This is a genomic window from Escherichia marmotae (genome assembly GCF_002900365.1).
Classification (GTDB): Bacteria; Pseudomonadota; Gammaproteobacteria; order Enterobacterales; family Enterobacteriaceae; genus Escherichia; species Escherichia marmotae.
The window spans coordinates 1,723,452-1,742,260 of sequence record NZ_CP025979.1 but is presented as its reverse complement, the minus strand read 5'-3'; the positions used below and the strand labels follow the sequence as shown (position 1 = coordinate 1,742,260).

Below are 18,809 nucleotides of genomic sequence, written 5' to 3'. Positions count from 1 at the left end.
TTAATGACAAGGTAAAATCAGGCGTTTTGTTGTGTCTTCCAGACGTTCTGGTAGATGAATAATGCAACTTTGTTTGTCACCCCAGATCACGGTAAATTGTTGATTTTCAGCAACACCGCTTAACCAGGCATGACCTTCTTCGCCAACCATACCCACGCTGATACCGCTGTCATCCTGCCGGATATCGGCACCGAGAGGTGGGAAATGGCCGTTGGCGGTGCGAATGATGGTGTTAACGTCTTTACCGGAACGGGATGCCAGCGTTTGTAACCAATCGCGCCTTCAATCCACGTTTCTTTGATGACATTTTCTGCTACCGTCACGCCGTCAGGTAAATCATTCATGTTGACTGCCACGGTGGACGGCTGGTAACTGGAAATTAGCGGTATCACGGCGATACCAAAATGATTGGTATAATCGAGTTGGCCCTGAACCGGGATATCTGCCACACCATCGGTGCTGATCATCAACCGTGGTTCATTGGTGGAGCTGCGGCGATGGAACGCTGCACCATATTGGGTTGCGGTGAAAGAACCGCTCCAGCTAGTGCTGACAGAGCTGTAATCATTGGCGGCATAGGTGCCAGAAAGATCCCATTCGCCCGCCGAACTCAGATGTTGATAGTTGCCGCTCAACTGTGCGCCATCATCCGGGCGATCGGATTGCATTCCTGCAGACATGCCCCAGCTATTACGTTCATCCAGCGTATCATTCAATGACATGCGGTGTGTGGTGCTGCTGCTACTGTTTTGCATGTCATAACCGATTCGACCACCGTTACCAATGGGTAATGAAATCGACAAGTAAATCTGGTTGTCGCGATCTTTGTCTTCGTAGTGGGTCGTATTGAACGACGTTGAGATTGAGATATCTTTCCAGTCACCAATATCAACATTAAAGCCCGCCGTGATGTTGGCAGTCGTGGAGGCATCTGCGTTCCACCAGGTCTGATGTAAGAGGTTGGCGTACAGGTTGAGATTCAGCGGGATAATCGGTTGGCCTACGGATAAGCTGATTGTCTGTTTTTCATCTTGCGCATCGTTGTCGTTGTATTTGTGATCCAGATAGTTGGCGTAGCTGTGAAAATGACGATCTGAGAAGCGATAAGCGGCGAGCGAAATCGTGCTGTTTGTGGCATCTACTTGTTTGCTGTAATTAAAGCGATAGCTTAAGCCCCGCTCGTCCTGCTGGTTGTCAAAATGGCTACTGGCCCAGGTGACATCAAACGACAGCGCGCCAAGCCAGAGCATATTTTGCCCGATACCCAATGCGGCAGAATGGTAGTCATCACCAGAAATCAGCAGGCCGCCGTACAGCGAGGTATTTGAGAGCATCCCCCAGGAAACTTCATTGCTAAAAAAGGTTTCATTTTCAGTTTGATGTGACATGGAGGGTCGTGGCTGGCCTGCGGCCAGTTTATAGCGAGCCTGCCCCTGGCGCGTCAGGAAGGGCGTTGATGCTGCCGACACCTGGAAATTATTCACACGACCATCTTCCTCTGTCACTTTAACATCTAACGTACCCTGGACGGACTGATTAAGGTCATCAATGATAAACGGGCCTGGCGGGACTTTTTTCTGGTAAATAACGCGGCCTGATTGACTGATAGTCACCGTGGCATTGGTTTGTGCTATACCGCTAATTTGTGGGGCGTAGCCGCGCAGTTCCCACGGTAACATCCGATCGTCACTCGCCAGTGCCGCGCCGGTATAAGAAAAGCCATCGAAAATATTGGAACTGAAATCCGTTTCACCGAGGGTTAATTTTGAACCTAATTGCGGTAATGGGCGAAAAAGATAAGTGCGTGATATTTCGCCTGACTGTTCATGGTTATCATCGCTATCGGTCTGATTCAACTGGTAATCACTGCGTAAGCGCCATGCCCCTGCGTTAATTCCGACTGTTCCGTAGGCGTTCAGGTTAGTGCTGCTGCTGCCATCCTGTGGGCGGTAGCTGCTGGCAAACAGGTTGTAATCCATCAGGATCCCGGCGACACCTTCTTTCCATGTGGAGGGGGGCATCCAGTTTTCTGAATGCCACGCCAGCCAGGCTTGCGGAATAGTGATATTCAGTTGCTGATTGGCCTGATCAAAATTGAAGAGCATTTCAGGTCGGGAGCTAAAATCGACGCACTGATTTATCAGTGGTAACGACTGACGGACTTCAGGTTTTAAGCCAAATTTATCGACCAGTAATTCATTGATGCACGGAATGGTTTTGTCACCATTTTTTTGCCAGTTAATTTTTTGCCCATTACTGATTTGGTTATTATTTGCTGCAATGCTAACAAAATATTCACCGGGAACAATGACACCTTTTTTCTTTAATAATGAAATATCAATGCGGTCGCGCATTGATTTATCGAGGACATTCAGGTTGAATTCGACCGCCACTGCGGAAGGCATCGCCATGACCAGGCAGGATACAAAAGAGAGTCGATAAATATTCACGGTGTCCATACCTGATAAATATTTGAAGAAAGGCGGCGATGACGCCGCCAAAATAATAGTTATTTATAATCCAGCACGTAGGTCGCGTTAGCCGTAACTGCGCCTGGAGTTACTGGTGTAACCTGATCAATTTGTTCCATCCAGGCAAAGAAATTCAGCGTTTGCTCGCTGGACGTCGGTGCCAGGTCGATGTCCGGAGAAGCTGTGCCTAAAATGATATTACTTTGATCCTTATTCATTAAACGCACACCGACACCGGTGGCTTCTCCAGTGCTGGTATTGTTGAGTATCGGGTCTGCACCGGTGGTTTTCGCTGAGCTGTCAAAGGTGACTGCGACTTTAGAAATCTTGCCACCGGAACCGTTATTAGAGTTTTCCAGATCGCAATTGACTAAGCGTAGGTCGACAGCAACGACATCGCTGTGATGTGACTGATTAATGTGGCTGGTGGTCACCTGGCCGAGTTCAACTTCTTTATCGATATCATCCTGATGGATTTCACACGGTGCTTCAATAACTTCACCTTTAAAGTGAATTTCACCGGAACCTTCATCAGCAGCATGAACAGGTGCTGTGAACAACAGAGATACAGCCAGTGCAGCTAATGTTTTTTGTCCTTTAAACATAACTGAGTCCTTTAAATAAAGAGATAGAGTATTGCGTGACAAGAATATCTGAGCTGGCAATTGAATATGTTTTGTTTTATTTAACAATATTAAAAATCTTGTTATGTAATAGGACCATTAATTGATTATGTAAATTTATTGTTTTATGTGATGAAGGTAGGGCGCATTTGGATATGCATAATTTTCATTGGGTTAATGATGCTACCGGCGGGGAAGTATAAAATTAAATTTATCATTCTGCTCAGAATATGAGTTATCACATTTTTTAATCTTATTTATGGATATTTGTACTCGATTTAATTTTTACAGTTTTTTGTGTTTAGGTATATAAAAATTAACCCGCCATATAGAGGACGGGTTAAAAGAATTTACTGCGCAGTAATCAAAGACTAGCGTTTGATATCGCTTTTAAAATCGCGTTTTTCGTAACCAGTATACAGTTGGCGTGGACGGGCGATTTTCATGCCTTCGTTATGCATTTCGCTCCAGTGAGCAATCCAGCCGACAGTACGCGCCATGGCGAAGATCACGGTGAACATAGAAGACGGAATACCCATCGCTTTCAGAATGATACCGGAGTAGAAATCTACGTTCGGGTACAGTTTCTTCTCGATAAAGTACGGGTCATTCAGCGCGATGTTTTCCAGCTCCATAGCCACTTCCAGCAGCTCATCTTTGCTGCCCAGCTCTTTCAGCACTTCGTGGCAGGTTTCACGCATTACTGTGGCGCGTGGGTCGTAGTTTTTATACACGCGGTGACCGAAGCCCATCAGGCGGAAAGAGTCATTTTTATCTTTCGCACGACGCATAAATTCCGGAATGTGTTTCACCGAGCTGATTTCTTCCAGCATTTTCAGCGCAGCTTCGTTAGCACCACCGTGAGCCGGCCCCCACAGAGAGGCGATACCTGCTGCGATACAGGCGAACGGGTTCGCACCCGAAGAGCCAGCGGTACGCACGGTAGAGGTCGACGCGTTCTGTTCATGGTCTGCGTGCAGGATCAGAATACGATCCATCGCGCGTTCCAGAATCGGATTGACTTCATACGGTTCGCACGGTGTGGAGAACATCATGTGCAGGAAGTTACCGGCGTAGGAGAGGTCATTGCGTGGGTAAACAAATGGCTGACCAATGGAATACTTGTAGCACATTGCTGCCATGGTCGGCATTTTCGACAGCAGACGGAACGCCGCGATTTCACGATGACGCGGATTGTTAACATCCAGTGAGTCGTGATAAAACGCCGCCAGTGCGCCGGTAATGCCGCACATGACCGCCATCGGATGAGAGTCGCGGCGGAAGGCGTGGAACAGACGAGTAATCTGTTCGTGGATCATGGTATGGCGGGTAACCGTAGTTTTAAATTCGTCATACTGTTTCTGGGTCGGTTTTTCACCATTCAGCAGAATGTAACAGACTTCCAGGTAGTTAGAATCGGTCGCCAGTTGATCGATCGGGAAACCGCGGTGCAACAAAATACCTTCATCACCATCAATAAAAGTAATTTTAGATTCGCAGGATGCGGTTGAAGTGAAGCCTGGGTCAAAGGTGAATACACCTTTTGAGCCGAGAGTACGGATATCAATAACATCTTGACCCAGTGTGCCTTTCAGCACATCCAGTTCAACAGCTGTATCCCCGTTGAGGGTGAGTTTTGCTTTTGTATCAGCCATTTAAGGTCTCCTTAGCGCCTTATTGCGTAAGACTGCCGGAACTTAAATTTGCCTTCGCACATCAACCTAGCTTTACCCGATTGTTATTTGGCTCGCCGCTCTGCGAAAGAGGGGAAAACCTGGGTACAGAGCTCTGGGCGCTTGCAGGTAAAGTATTCATTGATGACGAATAAACGGCGAATCAAGCACTTAGCAATCCGAATTATTAAACCTGTCTATCACTAATAACTGTCCTGGATGGATTGGTCAATACTTCCACACTGTTACATAAGTTAATCTTAGGTGAAATAGTGACCCCATAACTTTTACGCATTATATGCTTTTCCTGATGATGTTTGTAACAACTTTGTTGAATGATTGTCAAACTAGATAATTAAAAATTAAATAAATGTTTTTATCGTGACTCAGATCACTGTTCTGGATAAAACCAGACAAACCATATGTAGGTTAATTGTAATGATTTTGTGAACGGCCTATACTGCCGCCAGGTCTCCGGAACACCCTGCAATCCCGAGCCACCCAGCGTTGTAACGTGTCGTTTTCGCATCTGGAAGCAGTGTTTTGCATGACGCGCAGTTATAGAAAGGACGCTGTCTGACCCGCAAGCAGACCGGAGGAAGGAAATCCCGACGTCTCCTGGTAACAGAAAGTTATCCTCTGTACCCGTAGTCCCCAGGGAATAATAAGAACAGCATGTGGGCGTTATTCATGATAAGAAATGTGAAAAAACAAAGACCTGTTAATCTGGACCTACAGACCATCCGGTTCCCCATCACGGCGATAGCGTCCATTCTTCATCGCGTTTCCGGTGTGATCACGTTTGTTGCAGTGGGCATCCTGCTGTGGCTTCTGGGTTCCAGTCTCTCTTCCCCCGAAGGTTTCGAACAAGCTTCCGCCATTATGGGCAGCTTCTTCGTCAAATTTATCATGTGGGGCATCCTTACCGCTCTGGCATATCACGTCGTCGTAGGTATTCGCCACATGATGATGGATTTTGGCTATCTGGAAGAAACATTCGAAGCGGGTAAACGCTCCGCCAAAATCTCCTTTGTTATCACTGTCGTGCTTTCACTTCTCGCAGGAGTCCTCGTATGGTAAGCAACGCCTCCGCATTAGGACGCAATGGCGTACATGATTTCATCCTCGTTCGCGCCACCGCTATCGTCCTGACGCTCTACATCATTTATATGGTTGGTTTTTTCGCTACCAGTAGCGAGCTGACATATGAAGTCTGGATCGGTTTCTTTGCCTCTGCGTTCACCAAAGTGTTTACCCTGCTGGCGCTGTTTTCCATCTTGATTCATGCCTGGATCGGCATGTGGCAGGTGTTGACCGACTACGTTAAACCGCTGGCCTTGCGTCTGATGCTGCAACTGGTGATTGTTGTTGCGCTGGTGGTTTACGTGATTTATGGATTCGTTGTGGTGTGGGGTGTGTGATGAAATTGCCAGTCAGAGAATTTGATGCAGTTGTGATTGGTGCCGGCGGCGCAGGTATGCGCGCGGCGCTGCAAATTTCCCAGAGCGGCCAGACCTGTGCGCTGCTCTCTAAAGTCTTCCCGACCCGTTCCCATACCGTTTCTGCGCAAGGCGGCATTACCGTTGCGCTGGGTAATACCCATGAAGATAACTGGGAATGGCATATGTACGACACCGTCAAAGGGTCGGACTATATCGGTGACCAGGACGCGATTGAATATATGTGTAAAACCGGGCCGGAAGCGATTCTGGAACTGGAACATATGGGCCTGCCGTTCTCGCGCCTTGATGATGGTCGTATTTATCAGCGTCCATTTGGCGGCCAGTCGAAAAACTTCGGCGGTGAGCAGGCGGCACGTACTGCGGCGGCGGCTGACCGTACCGGTCATGCACTGTTGCACACCCTTTATCAGCAGAACCTGAAAAACCACACCACCATTTTCTCCGAATGGTATGCGCTGGATCTGGTGAAAAACCAGGATGGCGCGGTGGTCGGTTGTACCGCACTGTGCATCGAAACTGGTGAAGTGGTTTACTTCAAAGCCCGCGCAACGGTGCTGGCGACTGGCGGGGCTGGGCGTATTTATCAGTCCACCACTAACGCCCACATTAATACCGGCGACGGCGTTGGCATGGCTATCCGTGCTGGCGTACCAGTGCAGGATATGGAAATGTGGCAGTTCCACCCGACCGGCATTGCGGGTGCGGGTGTGCTGGTGACTGAAGGTTGTCGTGGTGAAGGCGGTTATCTGCTGAACAAACATGGCGAACGCTTTATGGAGCGTTATGCACCGAACGCCAAAGACCTGGCGGGGCGTGATGTGGTGGCGCGTTCCATCATGATCGAAATCCGTGAAGGTCGCGGCTGTGATGGTCCGTGGGGGCCACACGCAAAACTGAAACTCGACCACCTGGGTAAAGAAGTTCTTGAATCCCGTCTGCCGGGTATCCTTGAACTCTCCCGAACCTTTGCTCACGTCGATCCGGTGAAAGAACCGATTCCGGTTATCCCAACCTGCCACTACATGATGGGCGGTATTCCGACCAAAGTGACTGGTCAGGCGCTGACCGTGAACGAGAAAGGCGAAGATGTGGTGATTCCAGGGCTGTTTGCGGTGGGCGAAATTGCCTGTGTATCGGTACACGGCGCTAACCGTCTTGGCGGTAACTCTCTGCTGGATCTGGTGGTATTTGGACGAGCGGCGGGTCTGCATCTGCAAGAATCTATCAGTGAACAGGGTGCACTGCGCGATGCCAGCGAGTCTGATGTTGAAGCCTCTCTGGAACGCATGAATCGCTGGAACAACAACCGTAACGGTGAAGATCCGGTGGCGATTCGCAAAGCACTGCAAGAATGTATGCAGCATAACTTCTCGGTATTCCGGGAAGGTGATGCGATGGCGAAAGGCCTTGAGCAGTTGAAAGTGATCCGCGAGCGGCTGAAAAATGCTCGTCTGGATGACACCTCCAGTGAGTTCAACACTCAGCGCGTTGAGTGCCTGGAACTGGATAACCTGATGGAAACGGCTTATGCAACGGCTGTTTCTGCTAATTTCCGTACCGAAAGCCGTGGCGCGCATAGCCGCTTCGACTTCCCGGATCGTGATGATGAAAACTGGCTGTGCCACTCCCTGTATCTGCCAGAGTCGGAATCCATGACGCGACGTAGCGTCAACATGGAACCGAAACTGCGCCCGGCATTCCCGCCGAAGATTCGTACTTACTAATGCGGAGGCAGGAAAATGAGACTCGAGTTTTCAATTTATCGCTATAACCCGGATGTTGATGATGCTCCGCGTATGCAGGATTACACCCTGGAAGCGGAAGAAGGTCGTGACATGATGCTGCTGGATGCGCTTATTCAGCTCAAAGAGAAAGATCCCAGCCTGTCGTTCCGCCGCTCCTGCCGTGAAGGGGTGTGCGGTTCTGACGGTCTGAACATGAACGGCAAAAATGGTCTGGCTTGTATAACCCCAATTTCGGCACTCAACCAGCCGGGCAAGAAGATTGTGATTCGCCCGCTGCCTGGTTTACCGGTGATCCGCGATTTGGTGGTAGACATGGGACAATTCTATGCCCAATATGAGAAAATTAAGCCTTACTTGTTGAATAATGGACAAAATCTACCAGCTCGTGAGCATTTACAAATGCCAGAGCAACGTGAAAAACTCGACGGGCTGTATGAATGTATTCTCTGCGCATGTTGTTCAACCTCTTGTCCGTCTTTCTGGTGGAACCCCGATAAGTTTATCGGTCCGGCAGGCTTGTTAGCGGCGTATCGTTTCCTTATCGATAGCCGTGATACCGAGACTGACAGCCGCCTCGACGGTTTGAGCGATGCATTCAGTGTATTCCGCTGTCACAGCATCATGAACTGCGTCAGTGTCTGTCCAAAAGGGCTGAACCCGACGCGCGCCATCGGCCATATCAAGTCGATGTTGTTGCAACGCAATGCGTAAACCTCAGGCCTGATAAGATGCGCAAGCGTCGCATCAGGCAACCAGAGCCGGATGCGGCGTGAACGCCTTATCCGGCCTACAAAAGAAATGCAGGAAATCTTTAAAAACTGCCCCTGACACTAAGACAGTTTTTAAAGGTTCCTTAGCGGACGCAGAAAATACGACAAGTCCGCAACAAGTGAACCCCGGCACGCACATCATTGTGCGTGGTAGTATCCACGGCGAAAATACTCGTCATATTTCACGTTGCATGTGCGTTGGTTGCGCTTGCTTACCCCGGTCACTTACTGAGTGTAAGCTCCCGGGGATTCACAAGCTGACCAACTTCCTGAAACGTGAACTATTTAGAGTATTAAGTAAGCATAAAAAAGATGCTTAAGGGATCACGATGCAGAACAGCGCTTTGAAAGCCTGGTTGGACTCTTCTTACCTCTCTGGCGCAAACCAGAGCTGGATAGAACAGCTCTATGAAGACTTCTTAACCGATCCTGACTCGGTTGACGCTAACTGGCGTTCGACGTTCCAGCAGTTACCTGGTACGGGAGTCAAACCGGATCAATTCCACTCTCAAACGCGTGAATATTTCCGCCGCCTGGCGAAAGATGCTTCACGTTACTCTTCAACGATCTCCGACCCTGACACCAATGTGAAGCAGGTTAAAGTCCTGCAGCTCATTAACGCATACCGCTTCCGTGGTCACCAACATGCGAATCTCGATCCGCTGGGACTGTGGCAGCAGGATAAAGTGGCCGATCTGGATCCGTCTTTCCACGATCTGACCGAAGCAGACTTCCAGGAGACCTTCAACGTCGGTTCATTTGCCAGCGGCAAAGAAACCATGAAACTCGGCGAGCTGCTGGAAGCTCTCAAGCAAACCTACTGCGGCCCGATTGGTGCCGAGTACATGCACATTACCAGTACCGAAGAAAAACGCTGGATCCAACAGCGTATCGAGTCTGGTCGCGCGACGTTCAACAGCGAAGAGAAAAAACGCTTCTTAAGTGAACTGACCGCCGCTGAAGGTCTTGAACGTTACCTCGGCGCAAAATTCCCGGGTGCAAAACGCTTCTCGCTGGAAGGCGGTGACGCGTTAATCCCGATGCTTAAAGAGATGATCCGCCATGCAGGCAACAGCGGCACCCGTGAAGTGGTTCTCGGTATGGCGCACCGTGGTCGTCTGAACGTGCTGGTGAACGTGCTGGGTAAAAAACCGCAAGACTTGTTCGATGAGTTTGCCGGTAAACATAAAGAACACCTCGGCACGGGCGACGTGAAATACCACATGGGCTTCTCGTCTGACTTCCAGACCGATGGCGGCCTGGTACACCTGGCGCTGGCGTTTAACCCGTCTCACCTTGAGATTGTAAGCCCGGTGGTTATCGGTTCTGTTCGTGCCCGTCTGGACAGACTTGATGAGCCGAGCAGCAACAAAGTGCTGCCAATCACCATCCACGGTGATGCCGCAGTGACCGGACAGGGCGTAGTTCAGGAAACCCTGAACATGTCAAAAGCGCGTGGTTATGAAGTTGGCGGTACGGTGCGTATCGTTATCAACAACCAGGTGGGCTTCACTACCTCTAACCCGCTGGATGCCCGTTCTACGCCGTACTGTACTGATATTGGTAAGATGGTACAGGCACCGATTTTCCACGTTAATGCGGATGATCCGGAAGCGGTTGCCTTTGTTACCCGTCTGGCGCTCGATTTCCGTAACACCTTCAAACGTGATGTTTTCATCGACCTGGTATGCTACCGCCGTCACGGCCACAACGAAGCCGACGAGCCGAGTGCAACCCAGCCGCTGATGTATCAGAAAATCAAAAAACATCCGACGCCGCGCAAAATCTACGCGGACAAGCTGGAGCAGGAAAAAGTGGCGACGCTGGAAGATGCCACCGAGATGGTTAACCTGTACCGCGATGCGCTGGATGCGGGCGATTGCGTAGTGGCTGAGTGGCGTCCGATGAACATGCACTCTTTCACCTGGTCGCCGTATCTCAACCACGAATGGGATGAAGAATACCCGAACAAGGTTGAGATGAAGCGTTTGCAGGAACTGGCAAAACGTATCAGCACGGTGCCAGAAGCCATTGAGATGCAGTCTCGCGTTGCCAAGATTTATGGTGATCGCCAGGCGATGGCGGCCGGTGAAAAACTGTTTGACTGGGGCGGCGCGGAAAACCTTGCTTACGCCACGCTGGTTGATGAAGGTATTCCGGTTCGTCTGTCTGGTGAAGACTCCGGTCGCGGAACCTTCTTCCACCGTCACGCAGTGATTCACAACCAGTCCAACGGCTCCACTTATACGCCGCTGCAACATATTCATAACGGTCAGGGCGCGTTCCGCGTCTGGGACTCCGTACTGTCTGAAGAAGCAGTGCTGGCATTTGAATACGGTTATGCCACCGCAGAACCGCGGACGTTGACCATCTGGGAAGCACAGTTCGGTGACTTTGCCAACGGTGCCCAGGTCGTTATTGACCAGTTCATCTCCTCCGGCGAACAGAAATGGGGCCGTATGTGTGGTCTGGTGATGCTGCTGCCGCACGGTTACGAAGGGCAAGGGCCGGAGCACTCCTCCGCGCGTCTGGAACGTTATCTGCAACTTTGCGCCGAGCAAAACATGCAGGTTTGCGTACCGTCTACTCCGGCACAGGTTTACCACATGCTGCGTCGCCAGGCGCTGCGTGGGATGCGTCGTCCGCTGGTGGTCATGTCACCGAAATCGCTGCTGCGTCATCCGCTGGCGGTTTCCAGCCTCGAAGAACTGGCGAATGGCACCTTCCTGCCAGCCATCGGTGAAATCGACGAGCTTGATCCGAAGGGCGTGAAGCGCGTAGTGATGTGTTCTGGTAAGGTTTATTACGACCTGCTTGAACAACGCCGTAAGAACAATCAACAAGATGTCGCCATCGTGCGTATCGAGCAACTCTACCCGTTCCCGCATAAAGCGATGCAGGAAGTGTTGCAGCAGTTTGCTCACGTCAAGGATTTTGTCTGGTGCCAGGAAGAGCCGCTCAACCAGGGCGCATGGTACTGCAGCCAGCATCATTTCCGTGAAGTGATTCCGTTTGGGGCTTCTCTGCGTTATGCAGGCCGCCCGGCCTCCGCCTCTCCGGCGGTAGGATATATGTCCGTTCACCAGAAACAGCAACAAGATCTGGTTAATGACGCGCTGAACGTCGAATAAATAAAGGATACAAAATGAGTAGCGTAGATATTCTGGTCCCTGACCTGCCTGAATCCGTAGCTGATGCCACCGTCGCAACCTGGCATAAAAAACCCGGCGACGCAGTCGTACGTGATGAAGTGCTGGTGGAAATCGAAACTGACAAAGTGGTACTGGAAGTACCGGCATCAGCAGACGGCATTCTGGATGCGGTTCTGGAAGATGAAGGTACAACCGTAACGTCTCGTCAGATCCTCGGCCGCCTACGTGAAGGCAATAGCGTGGGTAAAGAAACCAGCGCTAAATCTGAAGAGAAAGCGTCCACGCCTGCGCAACGTCAGCAGGCGTCTCTGGAAGAGCAAAACAACGACGCGTTAAGCCCGGCGATCCGTCGCCTGCTGGCTGAACACAACCTCGATGCCAGCGCTATTAAAGGCACCGGTGTTGGCGGTCGTCTGACCCGTGAAGATGTGGAAAAACATCTGGCGAAAGCCCCGGCGAAAGATGCAACTCCGGCAGCAACTGCTCCGGCGGCTCAACCAGCACTGGCTGCTCGTAGCGAAAAACGTGTACCGATGACTCGTCTGCGTAAGCGCGTGGCAGAGCGTCTGTTGGAAGCGAAAAACTCCACCGCTATGCTGACCACGTTCAACGAAGTCAACATGAAGCCGATTATGGATCTGCGTAAGCAGTACGGTGAAGCGTTTGAAAAACGCCACGGCATCCGTCTGGGCTTTATGTCCTTCTATGTGAAAGCGGTTGTTGAAGCGCTGAAACGTTACCCGGAAGTGAACGCATCTATTGATGGCGATGATGTGGTTTACCACAACTATTTCGACGTTAGCATGGCAGTTTCTACGCCGCGCGGTCTGGTAACGCCGGTTCTGCGTGATGTCGATACCCTCGGCATGGCTGACATTGAGAAGAAAATCAAAGAGCTGGCTGTGAAAGGCCGTGACGGCAAGCTGACGGTTGAAGATCTGACCGGTGGTAACTTTACCATCACCAACGGTGGTGTGTTCGGTTCCCTGATGTCTACGCCTATCATCAACCCGCCGCAGAGCGCAATTCTGGGCATGCACGCTATTAAAGATCGTCCGATGGCGGTGAATGGTCAGGTTGAGATCCTGCCGATGATGTACCTGGCGCTGTCCTACGATCACCGCCTGATCGATGGTCGCGAATCCGTGGGTTTCCTGGTGACAATCAAAGAGTTGCTGGAAGATCCGACGCGTCTGCTGCTGGACGTGTAGTAGTTTAAGCCTCACCTGCACTGTAGACTGGATAAGGCGTTATCGCCGCATCCGATGAATGATGCCTGATGCGACGCTTAACGCGTCTTATCAGGCCTACGGGTGACTCCGATGTAGGTCGGATAAGGCGCTCGCGCCGCATCCGACAAGCGATGCCTGATGTGACGCTGACGCGTTTTATCAGGCCTATGGGTGACTCTGATGTAGGTCGGATAAGGCGCTCGCGCCGCATCCGACAAGCGATGCCTGATGCGACGCTTAACGCGTCTTATCAGGCCTACGGGTGACTCCGATGTAGGTCGGATAAGGCGCTCGCGCCGCATCCGACAAGCGATGCCTGATGCGACGCTGACGCGTCTTATCAGGCCTACGGGTGCCTCCGATGTAGGTCGGATAAGGCGCTCGCGCCGCATCCGACAAGCGATGCCTGATGCGACGCTGACGCGTCTTATCAGGCCTACGGGTGCCTCCGATGTAGGTCGGATAAGGCGCTCGCGCCGCATCCGACAAGCGATGCCTGATGCGACGCTTAACGCGTGTTATCAGGCCTACGGGTGACTCCGATGTAGGTCGGATAAGGCGCTCGCGCCGCATCCGACAAGCGATGCCTGATGCGACGCTGACGCGTCTTATCAGGCCTACGGGTGACTCCGATGCAGGTCGGATAAGGCGCTCGCGCCGCATCCGACAAGCGATGCCTGATGTGACGCTTAACGCGTCTTATCAGGCCTACGGGTGACTCTGATGCAGGTCGGATAAGGCGCTCGCGCCGCATCCGACAAGCGATGCCTGATGTGACGCTTAACGCGTCTTATCAGGCCTACGGGTGACTCCGATGTAGGTCGGATAAGGCGCTCGCGCCGCATCCGACAAGCGATGCCTGATGCGACGCTTAACGCGTTTTATCAGGCCTACGGGTGACTCCGATGTAGGTCGGATAAGGCGCTCGCGCCGCATCCGACAATACCCGGAAGCGATACGTCACATTCGGTCTACGGTTTAAAAGATAACGATTACTAAAGGATGGACAGAATACATGAACTTACATGAATATCAGGCAAAACAACTTTTTGCCCGCTATGGCTTACCAGCACCGGTGGGTTATGCCTGTACTACTCCGCGCGAAGCAGAAGAAGCCGCTTCAAAAATCGGTGCCGGTCCGTGGGTAGTGAAATGTCAGGTTCACGCTGGTGGCCGCGGTAAAGCGGGCGGTGTGAAAGTGGTAAACAGCAAAGAAGACATCCGTGCTTTTGCAGAAAACTGGCTGGGCAAGCGTCTGGTAACGTATCAAACAGACGCCAATGGACAACCGGTTAACCAGATTCTGGTTGAAGCGGCGACCGATATCGCGAAAGAGCTGTATCTTGGTGCCGTTGTTGACCGTAGCTCCCGCCGCGTGGTCTTTATGGCCTCCACTGAAGGTGGCGTGGAAATCGAAAAAGTGGCGGAAGAAACCCCGCACCTGATCCATAAAGTTGCGCTTGATCCGCTGACCGGCCCGATGCCGTATCAGGGACGCGAGCTGGCGTTCAAACTGGGTCTGGAAGGTAAACTGGTTCAACAGTTCACCAAAATTTTCATGGGCCTGGCGACTATTTTCCTGGAACGGGATCTGGCGCTGATCGAAATCAACCCGTTGGTTATCACCAAACAGGGCGATCTTATCTGCCTCGACGGCAAACTGGGCGCTGATGGTAACGCACTGTTCCGCCAGCCTGATCTGCGCGAAATGCGCGACCAGTCGCAGGAAGATCCGCGTGAAGCGCAGGCTGCACAGTGGGAACTGAACTACGTAGCGCTGGACGGCAACATCGGTTGTATGGTTAACGGCGCAGGCCTGGCGATGGGCACGATGGACATCGTTAAACTGCACGGCGGTGAACCGGCTAACTTCCTCGATGTTGGCGGTGGTGCAACCAAAGAACGCGTGACCGAAGCATTCAAAATCATCCTCTCTGACGAAAAAGTAAAAGCCGTTCTGGTTAACATCTTTGGCGGTATCGTTCGTTGCGACCTGATTGCTGACGGTATCATCGGCGCGGTAGCAGAAGTGGGTGTTAACGTCCCGGTTGTCGTACGTCTGGAAGGTAACAACGCCGAACTCGGCGCGAAGAAACTGGCTGACAGCGGCCTGAATATTATTGCAGCAAAAGGTCTGACGGATGCAGCTCAGCAGGTTGTTGCCGCAGTGGAGGGGAAATAATGTCCATTTTAATTGATAAAAACACCAAGGTTATCTGCCAGGGCTTTACCGGTAGCCAGGGGACTTTCCACTCTGAACAGGCCATTGCATACGGCACTAAAATGGTGGGCGGCGTAACTCCAGGTAAAGGCGGCACCACCCACCTTGGCCTGCCGGTGTTCAACACCGTGCGTGAAGCAGTAGCTGCCACTGGTGCCACTGCTTCTGTTATCTACGTACCAGCACCGTTCTGCAAAGACTCCATTCTGGAAGCCATCGACGCAGGCATTAAGCTTATCATCACCATCACTGAGGGCATCCCGACGCTGGATATGCTGACCGTGAAAGTGAAACTGGACGAAGCGGGCGTGCGCATGATTGGCCCGAACTGCCCGGGCGTAATCACTCCGGGTGAGTGTAAAATCGGTATCCAGCCGGGCCACATCCATCGCCCTGGTAAAGTGGGTATCGTTTCCCGTTCCGGTACGCTGACTTATGAAGCAGTTAAACAGACCACGGATTACGGTTTCGGTCAGTCTACCTGTGTCGGTATCGGCGGCGATCCGATCCCTGGCTCTAACTTTATCGACATTCTCGAAATGTTCGAAAAAGATCCGCAGACCGAAGCGATCGTGATGATCGGTGAGATCGGCGGTAGCGCCGAAGAAGAAGCGGCTGCGTACATCAAAGAGCACGTCACCAAGCCAGTTGTGGGTTACATTGCCGGTGTGACTGCGCCGAAAGGCAAACGTATGGGTCACGCAGGTGCAATCATTTCCGGTGGTAAAGGGACTGCGGATGAGAAATTTGCTGCCCTGGAAGCCGCAGGCGTGAAAACCGTTCGCAGCCTGGCTGACATCGGTGAAGCACTGAAAACTGTTCTGAAATAAATATCTGTAATAAGAAATAGCCCTCGCCGCGTCCCTCTACAGGAATGGCGAAGGGCTGTCGGTTTCGACATGGTTGGCCATCTTATGATGGCCTTTTTTATGCCTTAAACGTTAACCACGGTCGAAATCTGACTGCTGGTTGAATCAATCCTGTCTCCTGCGGGGCTTCGATAAGTGAATCAATATCGCTTATAAGCGACCACCGCTTCTTCTTGATGCCATTTTGTTGAAAATGAAAAATTATATTCTCCAGGGTTCATATTTTTTAATTTTATATGTTTGCCAGCTTTTTTAGTTAGGGTTTGTTATTTTAAGGATGATAAAAATAGAATATGTATTAATGATAACAAGACATGCTCTTATGCTTGAAAATTAATGGTTGTTTTTAAATGTCGCTATATATCAATGTATTATGCTCCTGATACAACGCTGGTTTTTCGGCTATTACGTTAATGATTAGCTGTTGTGAATACGTTTTTACGAATAATTAAATTACAGACATCTTGCAATCTCATCATATTCATATGTTCAAATGAGAAAATATTTTGCCAACAATATCACTTTTTCCAAAAGTTAAATTAAGCATATTGAATTCGCATACAAAGCGTTGGCAATTTTTTTTGAATTTATATTCACGGTGAATATGCTATAGAAATTAAATTCACTAAATGAATTAATAATACGAAATTATAAACAGGAATTATATAAGCCGTTTCTGTATTCATTCGCTCATCTTTCTGAGCGATTACAGCATTTAATTTTATCCAGTAACAGGAGAAGATTCATGAGTAAGCCTTCAGATCCTCGTATTGATACCAGCCGCGTCATCCATGCGCCACAAGGTACTCAACTGCATTGCAAAAACTGGCAGATCGAAGCTGCCTATCGGATGTTGCAGAACAACCTTGATCCAGACGTGGCTGAAAATCCGCAACATCTGGTGGTGTACGGCGGTATTGGCCGCGCGGCACGTAACTGGGAGTGTTTCGACCAGATTCTGGAATCCCTGAAAAATCTGGAACCCGATGAGTCGCTGCTGGTTCAGTCCGGTAAACCCGTTGGTGTATTTAAAACCCATACTGACGCGCCACGTGTGTTGATCGCCAACTCTAACCTGGTGCCGCAATGGGCCAACTGGGATCACTTCAACGAACTCGATCGCAAAGGTCTGTTCATGTATGGACAGATGACCGCCGGTTCGTGGATCTACATTGGTAGCCAGGGCATTGTGCAGGGAACGTTTGAAACCTTTGTTGAGGCGGGGCGTCAGCACTACAACAATTCGCTAAGCGGAAAGTGGATCCTGACTGCGGGTCTGGGTGGCATGGGTGGAGCACAACCGCTGGCGGTGACTCTGGCAGGGGCATGTTCATTAAATATTGAGTGTCAGCAAAGTAGCATCGACTTCCGTCTGCGTACCCGTTATGTCGATAAACAGGCGAAAGATCTCGATGATGCACTGGCGCTGATTAAATACCACACCGAGCGCAAAGACGCCGTTTCTATCGCGCTACTGGGCAATGCGGCAGAAATTGTTCCTGAACTGGTGAAACGTGCACGTCAGGGGGCGATCAAACCGGATCTGGTCACTGACCAGACGTCTGCCCACGATCTGATTAACGGCTATTTGCCGATAGGGTGGAGCGTAGAACAATGGCGTGCGGCACAACAAGATCCGCAACAACACGCCAGGCTGCAAAAAGACGCCGCACAAAGTTGTGTGGCGCATGTTCAGGGGATGCTGGACTTCCAGGCGATGGGTATTCCGGTTGTCGACTATGGCAACAATATCCGTCAGGTAGCCTTCAATGAAGGTCTGCAAAATGCCTTTGATTTCCCGGGCTTTGTCCCTGCTTATATTCGCCCAATGTTCTGTGAAGGCAAAGGCCCGTTCCGTTGGGTAGCGCTGTCTGGTGACCCGGAAGATATCTATAAGACTGATGCCAAAATTAAAGAGCTGTTCCCCAATAACGTGCTGACGCACCGCTGGCTGGATATGGCGCGCGAGCGTATTGCTTTCCAGGGCTTGCCTTCACGAATTTGCTGGCTGGGGCTTGGCGAGCGTCACCTGGCGGGGCTGGCATTCAATGAAATGGTACGCAACGGTGAATTAAAAGCGCCGATTGTGATTGGTCGCGATCATCTTGATACCGGCTCTGTCGCCAGCCCGAACCGCGAAACCGAAAGTATGCTCGATGGCAGTGACGCGGTATCTGACTGGCCGTTGCTCAATGGTCTGCTCAACACGGCGGGCGGGGCAACGTGGGTGTCTCTGCATCATGGCGGCGGCGTTGGGATGGGATATTCCCAGCACGCCGGGATGGTCATTGTTGCTGATGGTAGCGAAGAAGCTGAAAAACGCCTGGCGCGTGTGCTGGTTAATGACTGTGCGTCAGGCGTTATGCGTCACGCTGATGCCGGTTATGAAGCCGCTATTGAATGTGCCAAAAATTATGGTCTGAAATTGCCGATGATTCGCTAAATATTAACGCTGTTATTTAATATTTGCGCTAATACAGGCGGAAAGTAATCCGCCTGTATAACAATAATTATCAAAAAATATTCATTACATCGTCGAAAGAAATATCTCTCGACCCTCTTTTGCTGTTTCAAAAAATGACCTCTCATT

Annotated in this window: 12 protein-coding genes and 1 pseudogene; 9 read left to right on the top strand and 4 right to left on the bottom strand. The window is 50.8% G+C overall.

Annotation, left to right across the window (positions count from 1 at the left end):
• The 4 genes and pseudogenes from C1192_RS09115 to C1192_RS25115 form a co-directional block, all read right to left on the bottom strand.
• Positions 1-2,459, bottom strand: a pseudogene (locus tag C1192_RS09115) (fimbria/pilus outer membrane usher protein).
• A 50-nt stretch (positions 2,460-2,509) separates the two neighbouring features.
• On the bottom strand, positions 2,510-3,076 hold the full coding sequence (locus tag C1192_RS09110; RefSeq protein ID WP_000472404.1) for a fimbrial protein: 567 nt from the start codon (positions 3,074-3,076) through the stop codon (positions 2,510-2,512).
• 389 nt (positions 3,077-3,465) lie between these two features.
• Positions 3,466-4,749 carry a citrate synthase gene (gene gltA / locus C1192_RS09105; protein WP_000785838.1) on the bottom strand — a complete coding sequence of 428 codons (1,284 nt, stop codon included), beginning with the start codon at positions 4,747-4,749 and terminating at the stop codon, positions 3,466-3,468.
• Between the two features lie 205 nt (positions 4,750-4,954).
• Positions 4,955-5,062: a hypothetical protein gene (locus C1192_RS25115; protein WP_122983127.1), complete on the bottom strand. Its 108-nt coding sequence runs from the start codon at positions 5,060-5,062 to the stop codon at positions 4,955-4,957.
• Between the two features lie 380 nt (positions 5,063-5,442).
• Here C1192_RS25115 and sdhC point away from each other — a divergent pair, with 380 nt between their 5' ends.
• The 9 genes from sdhC to hutU all read left to right on the top strand — a co-directional run bounded on the left by sdhC (position 5,443) and on the right by hutU (position 18,662).
• Positions 5,443-5,847: a succinate dehydrogenase cytochrome b556 subunit gene (sdhC, locus tag C1192_RS09090; RefSeq protein WP_000263344.1), complete on the top strand. Its 405-nt coding sequence runs from the start codon at positions 5,443-5,445 to the stop codon at positions 5,845-5,847.
• Positions 5,841-6,188, top strand: coding sequence for a succinate dehydrogenase membrane anchor subunit (gene sdhD / locus C1192_RS09085; protein ID WP_000254367.1), 348 nt, complete (start codon positions 5,841-5,843; stop codon positions 6,186-6,188). The genes sdhC and sdhD overlap by 7 nt, the downstream gene beginning before the upstream one ends.
• A complete protein-coding gene (gene sdhA / locus C1192_RS09080) occupies positions 6,188-7,954 on the top strand; it encodes a succinate dehydrogenase flavoprotein subunit (protein ID WP_000775533.1) in 1,767 nt (588 codons plus the stop codon). The genes sdhD and sdhA overlap by 1 nt, the downstream gene beginning before the upstream one ends.
• A 15-nt stretch (positions 7,955-7,969) precedes the next feature.
• Entirely contained in the window at positions 7,970-8,686 is a 717-nt protein-coding gene (gene sdhB, locus C1192_RS09075; RefSeq protein WP_001235258.1) for a succinate dehydrogenase iron-sulfur subunit SdhB, read from the top strand.
• 388 nt (positions 8,687-9,074) lie between these two features.
• Entirely contained in the window at positions 9,075-11,876 is a 2,802-nt protein-coding gene (sucA, locus tag C1192_RS09070; RefSeq protein WP_001181470.1) for a 2-oxoglutarate dehydrogenase E1 component, read from the top strand.
• 14 nt (positions 11,877-11,890) lie between these two features.
• On the top strand, positions 11,891-13,108 hold the full coding sequence (odhB, locus tag C1192_RS09065) for a 2-oxoglutarate dehydrogenase complex dihydrolipoyllysine-residue succinyltransferase (protein WP_038355811.1): 1,218 nt from the start codon (positions 11,891-11,893) through the stop codon (positions 13,106-13,108).
• A 1,036-nt stretch (positions 13,109-14,144) separates the two neighbouring features.
• Positions 14,145-15,311: an ADP-forming succinate--CoA ligase subunit beta gene (gene sucC, locus C1192_RS09050; RefSeq protein WP_001048605.1), complete on the top strand. Its 1,167-nt coding sequence runs from the start codon at positions 14,145-14,147 to the stop codon at positions 15,309-15,311.
• Positions 15,311-16,180, top strand: coding sequence for a succinate--CoA ligase subunit alpha (sucD, locus tag C1192_RS09045; protein ID WP_001515996.1), 870 nt, complete (start codon positions 15,311-15,313; stop codon positions 16,178-16,180). The genes sucC and sucD overlap by 1 nt, the downstream gene beginning before the upstream one ends.
• Positions 16,181-16,964: 784 nt before the next feature.
• Entirely contained in the window at positions 16,965-18,662 is a 1,698-nt protein-coding gene (gene hutU, locus C1192_RS09035; protein WP_038355810.1) for a urocanate hydratase, read from the top strand.
• The last annotated feature ends 147 nt before the right edge of the window (positions 18,663-18,809 follow it).

What these genes read in the sequence shown, in the direction of transcription:
- C1192_RS09110 (WP_000472404.1), bottom strand. Translation starts at nt 3,076, where the DNA reads ATGTTTAAAGGACAAAAAACATTAGCTGCACTGGCTGTATCTCTGTTG.
- gltA (WP_000785838.1), bottom strand. Translation starts at nt 4,749, where the DNA reads ATGGCTGATACAAAAGCAAAACTCACCCTCAACGGGGATACAGCTGTT.
- C1192_RS25115 (WP_122983127.1), bottom strand. Translation starts at nt 5,062, where the DNA reads ATGCGTAAAAGTTATGGGGTCACTATTTCACCTAAGATTAACTTATGT.
- sdhC (WP_000263344.1), top strand. Translation starts at nt 5,443, where the DNA reads ATGTGGGCGTTATTCATGATAAGAAATGTGAAAAAACAAAGACCTGTT.
- sdhD (WP_000254367.1), top strand. Translation starts at nt 5,841, where the DNA reads ATGGTAAGCAACGCCTCCGCATTAGGACGCAATGGCGTACATGATTTC.
- sdhA (WP_000775533.1), top strand. Translation starts at nt 6,188, where the DNA reads ATGAAATTGCCAGTCAGAGAATTTGATGCAGTTGTGATTGGTGCCGGC.
- sdhB (WP_001235258.1), top strand. Translation starts at nt 7,970, where the DNA reads ATGAGACTCGAGTTTTCAATTTATCGCTATAACCCGGATGTTGATGAT.
- sucA (WP_001181470.1), top strand. Translation starts at nt 9,075, where the DNA reads ATGCAGAACAGCGCTTTGAAAGCCTGGTTGGACTCTTCTTACCTCTCT.
- odhB (WP_038355811.1), top strand. Translation starts at nt 11,891, where the DNA reads ATGAGTAGCGTAGATATTCTGGTCCCTGACCTGCCTGAATCCGTAGCT.
- sucC (WP_001048605.1), top strand. Translation starts at nt 14,145, where the DNA reads ATGAACTTACATGAATATCAGGCAAAACAACTTTTTGCCCGCTATGGC.
- sucD (WP_001515996.1), top strand. Translation starts at nt 15,311, where the DNA reads ATGTCCATTTTAATTGATAAAAACACCAAGGTTATCTGCCAGGGCTTT.
- hutU (WP_038355810.1), top strand. Translation starts at nt 16,965, where the DNA reads ATGAGTAAGCCTTCAGATCCTCGTATTGATACCAGCCGCGTCATCCAT.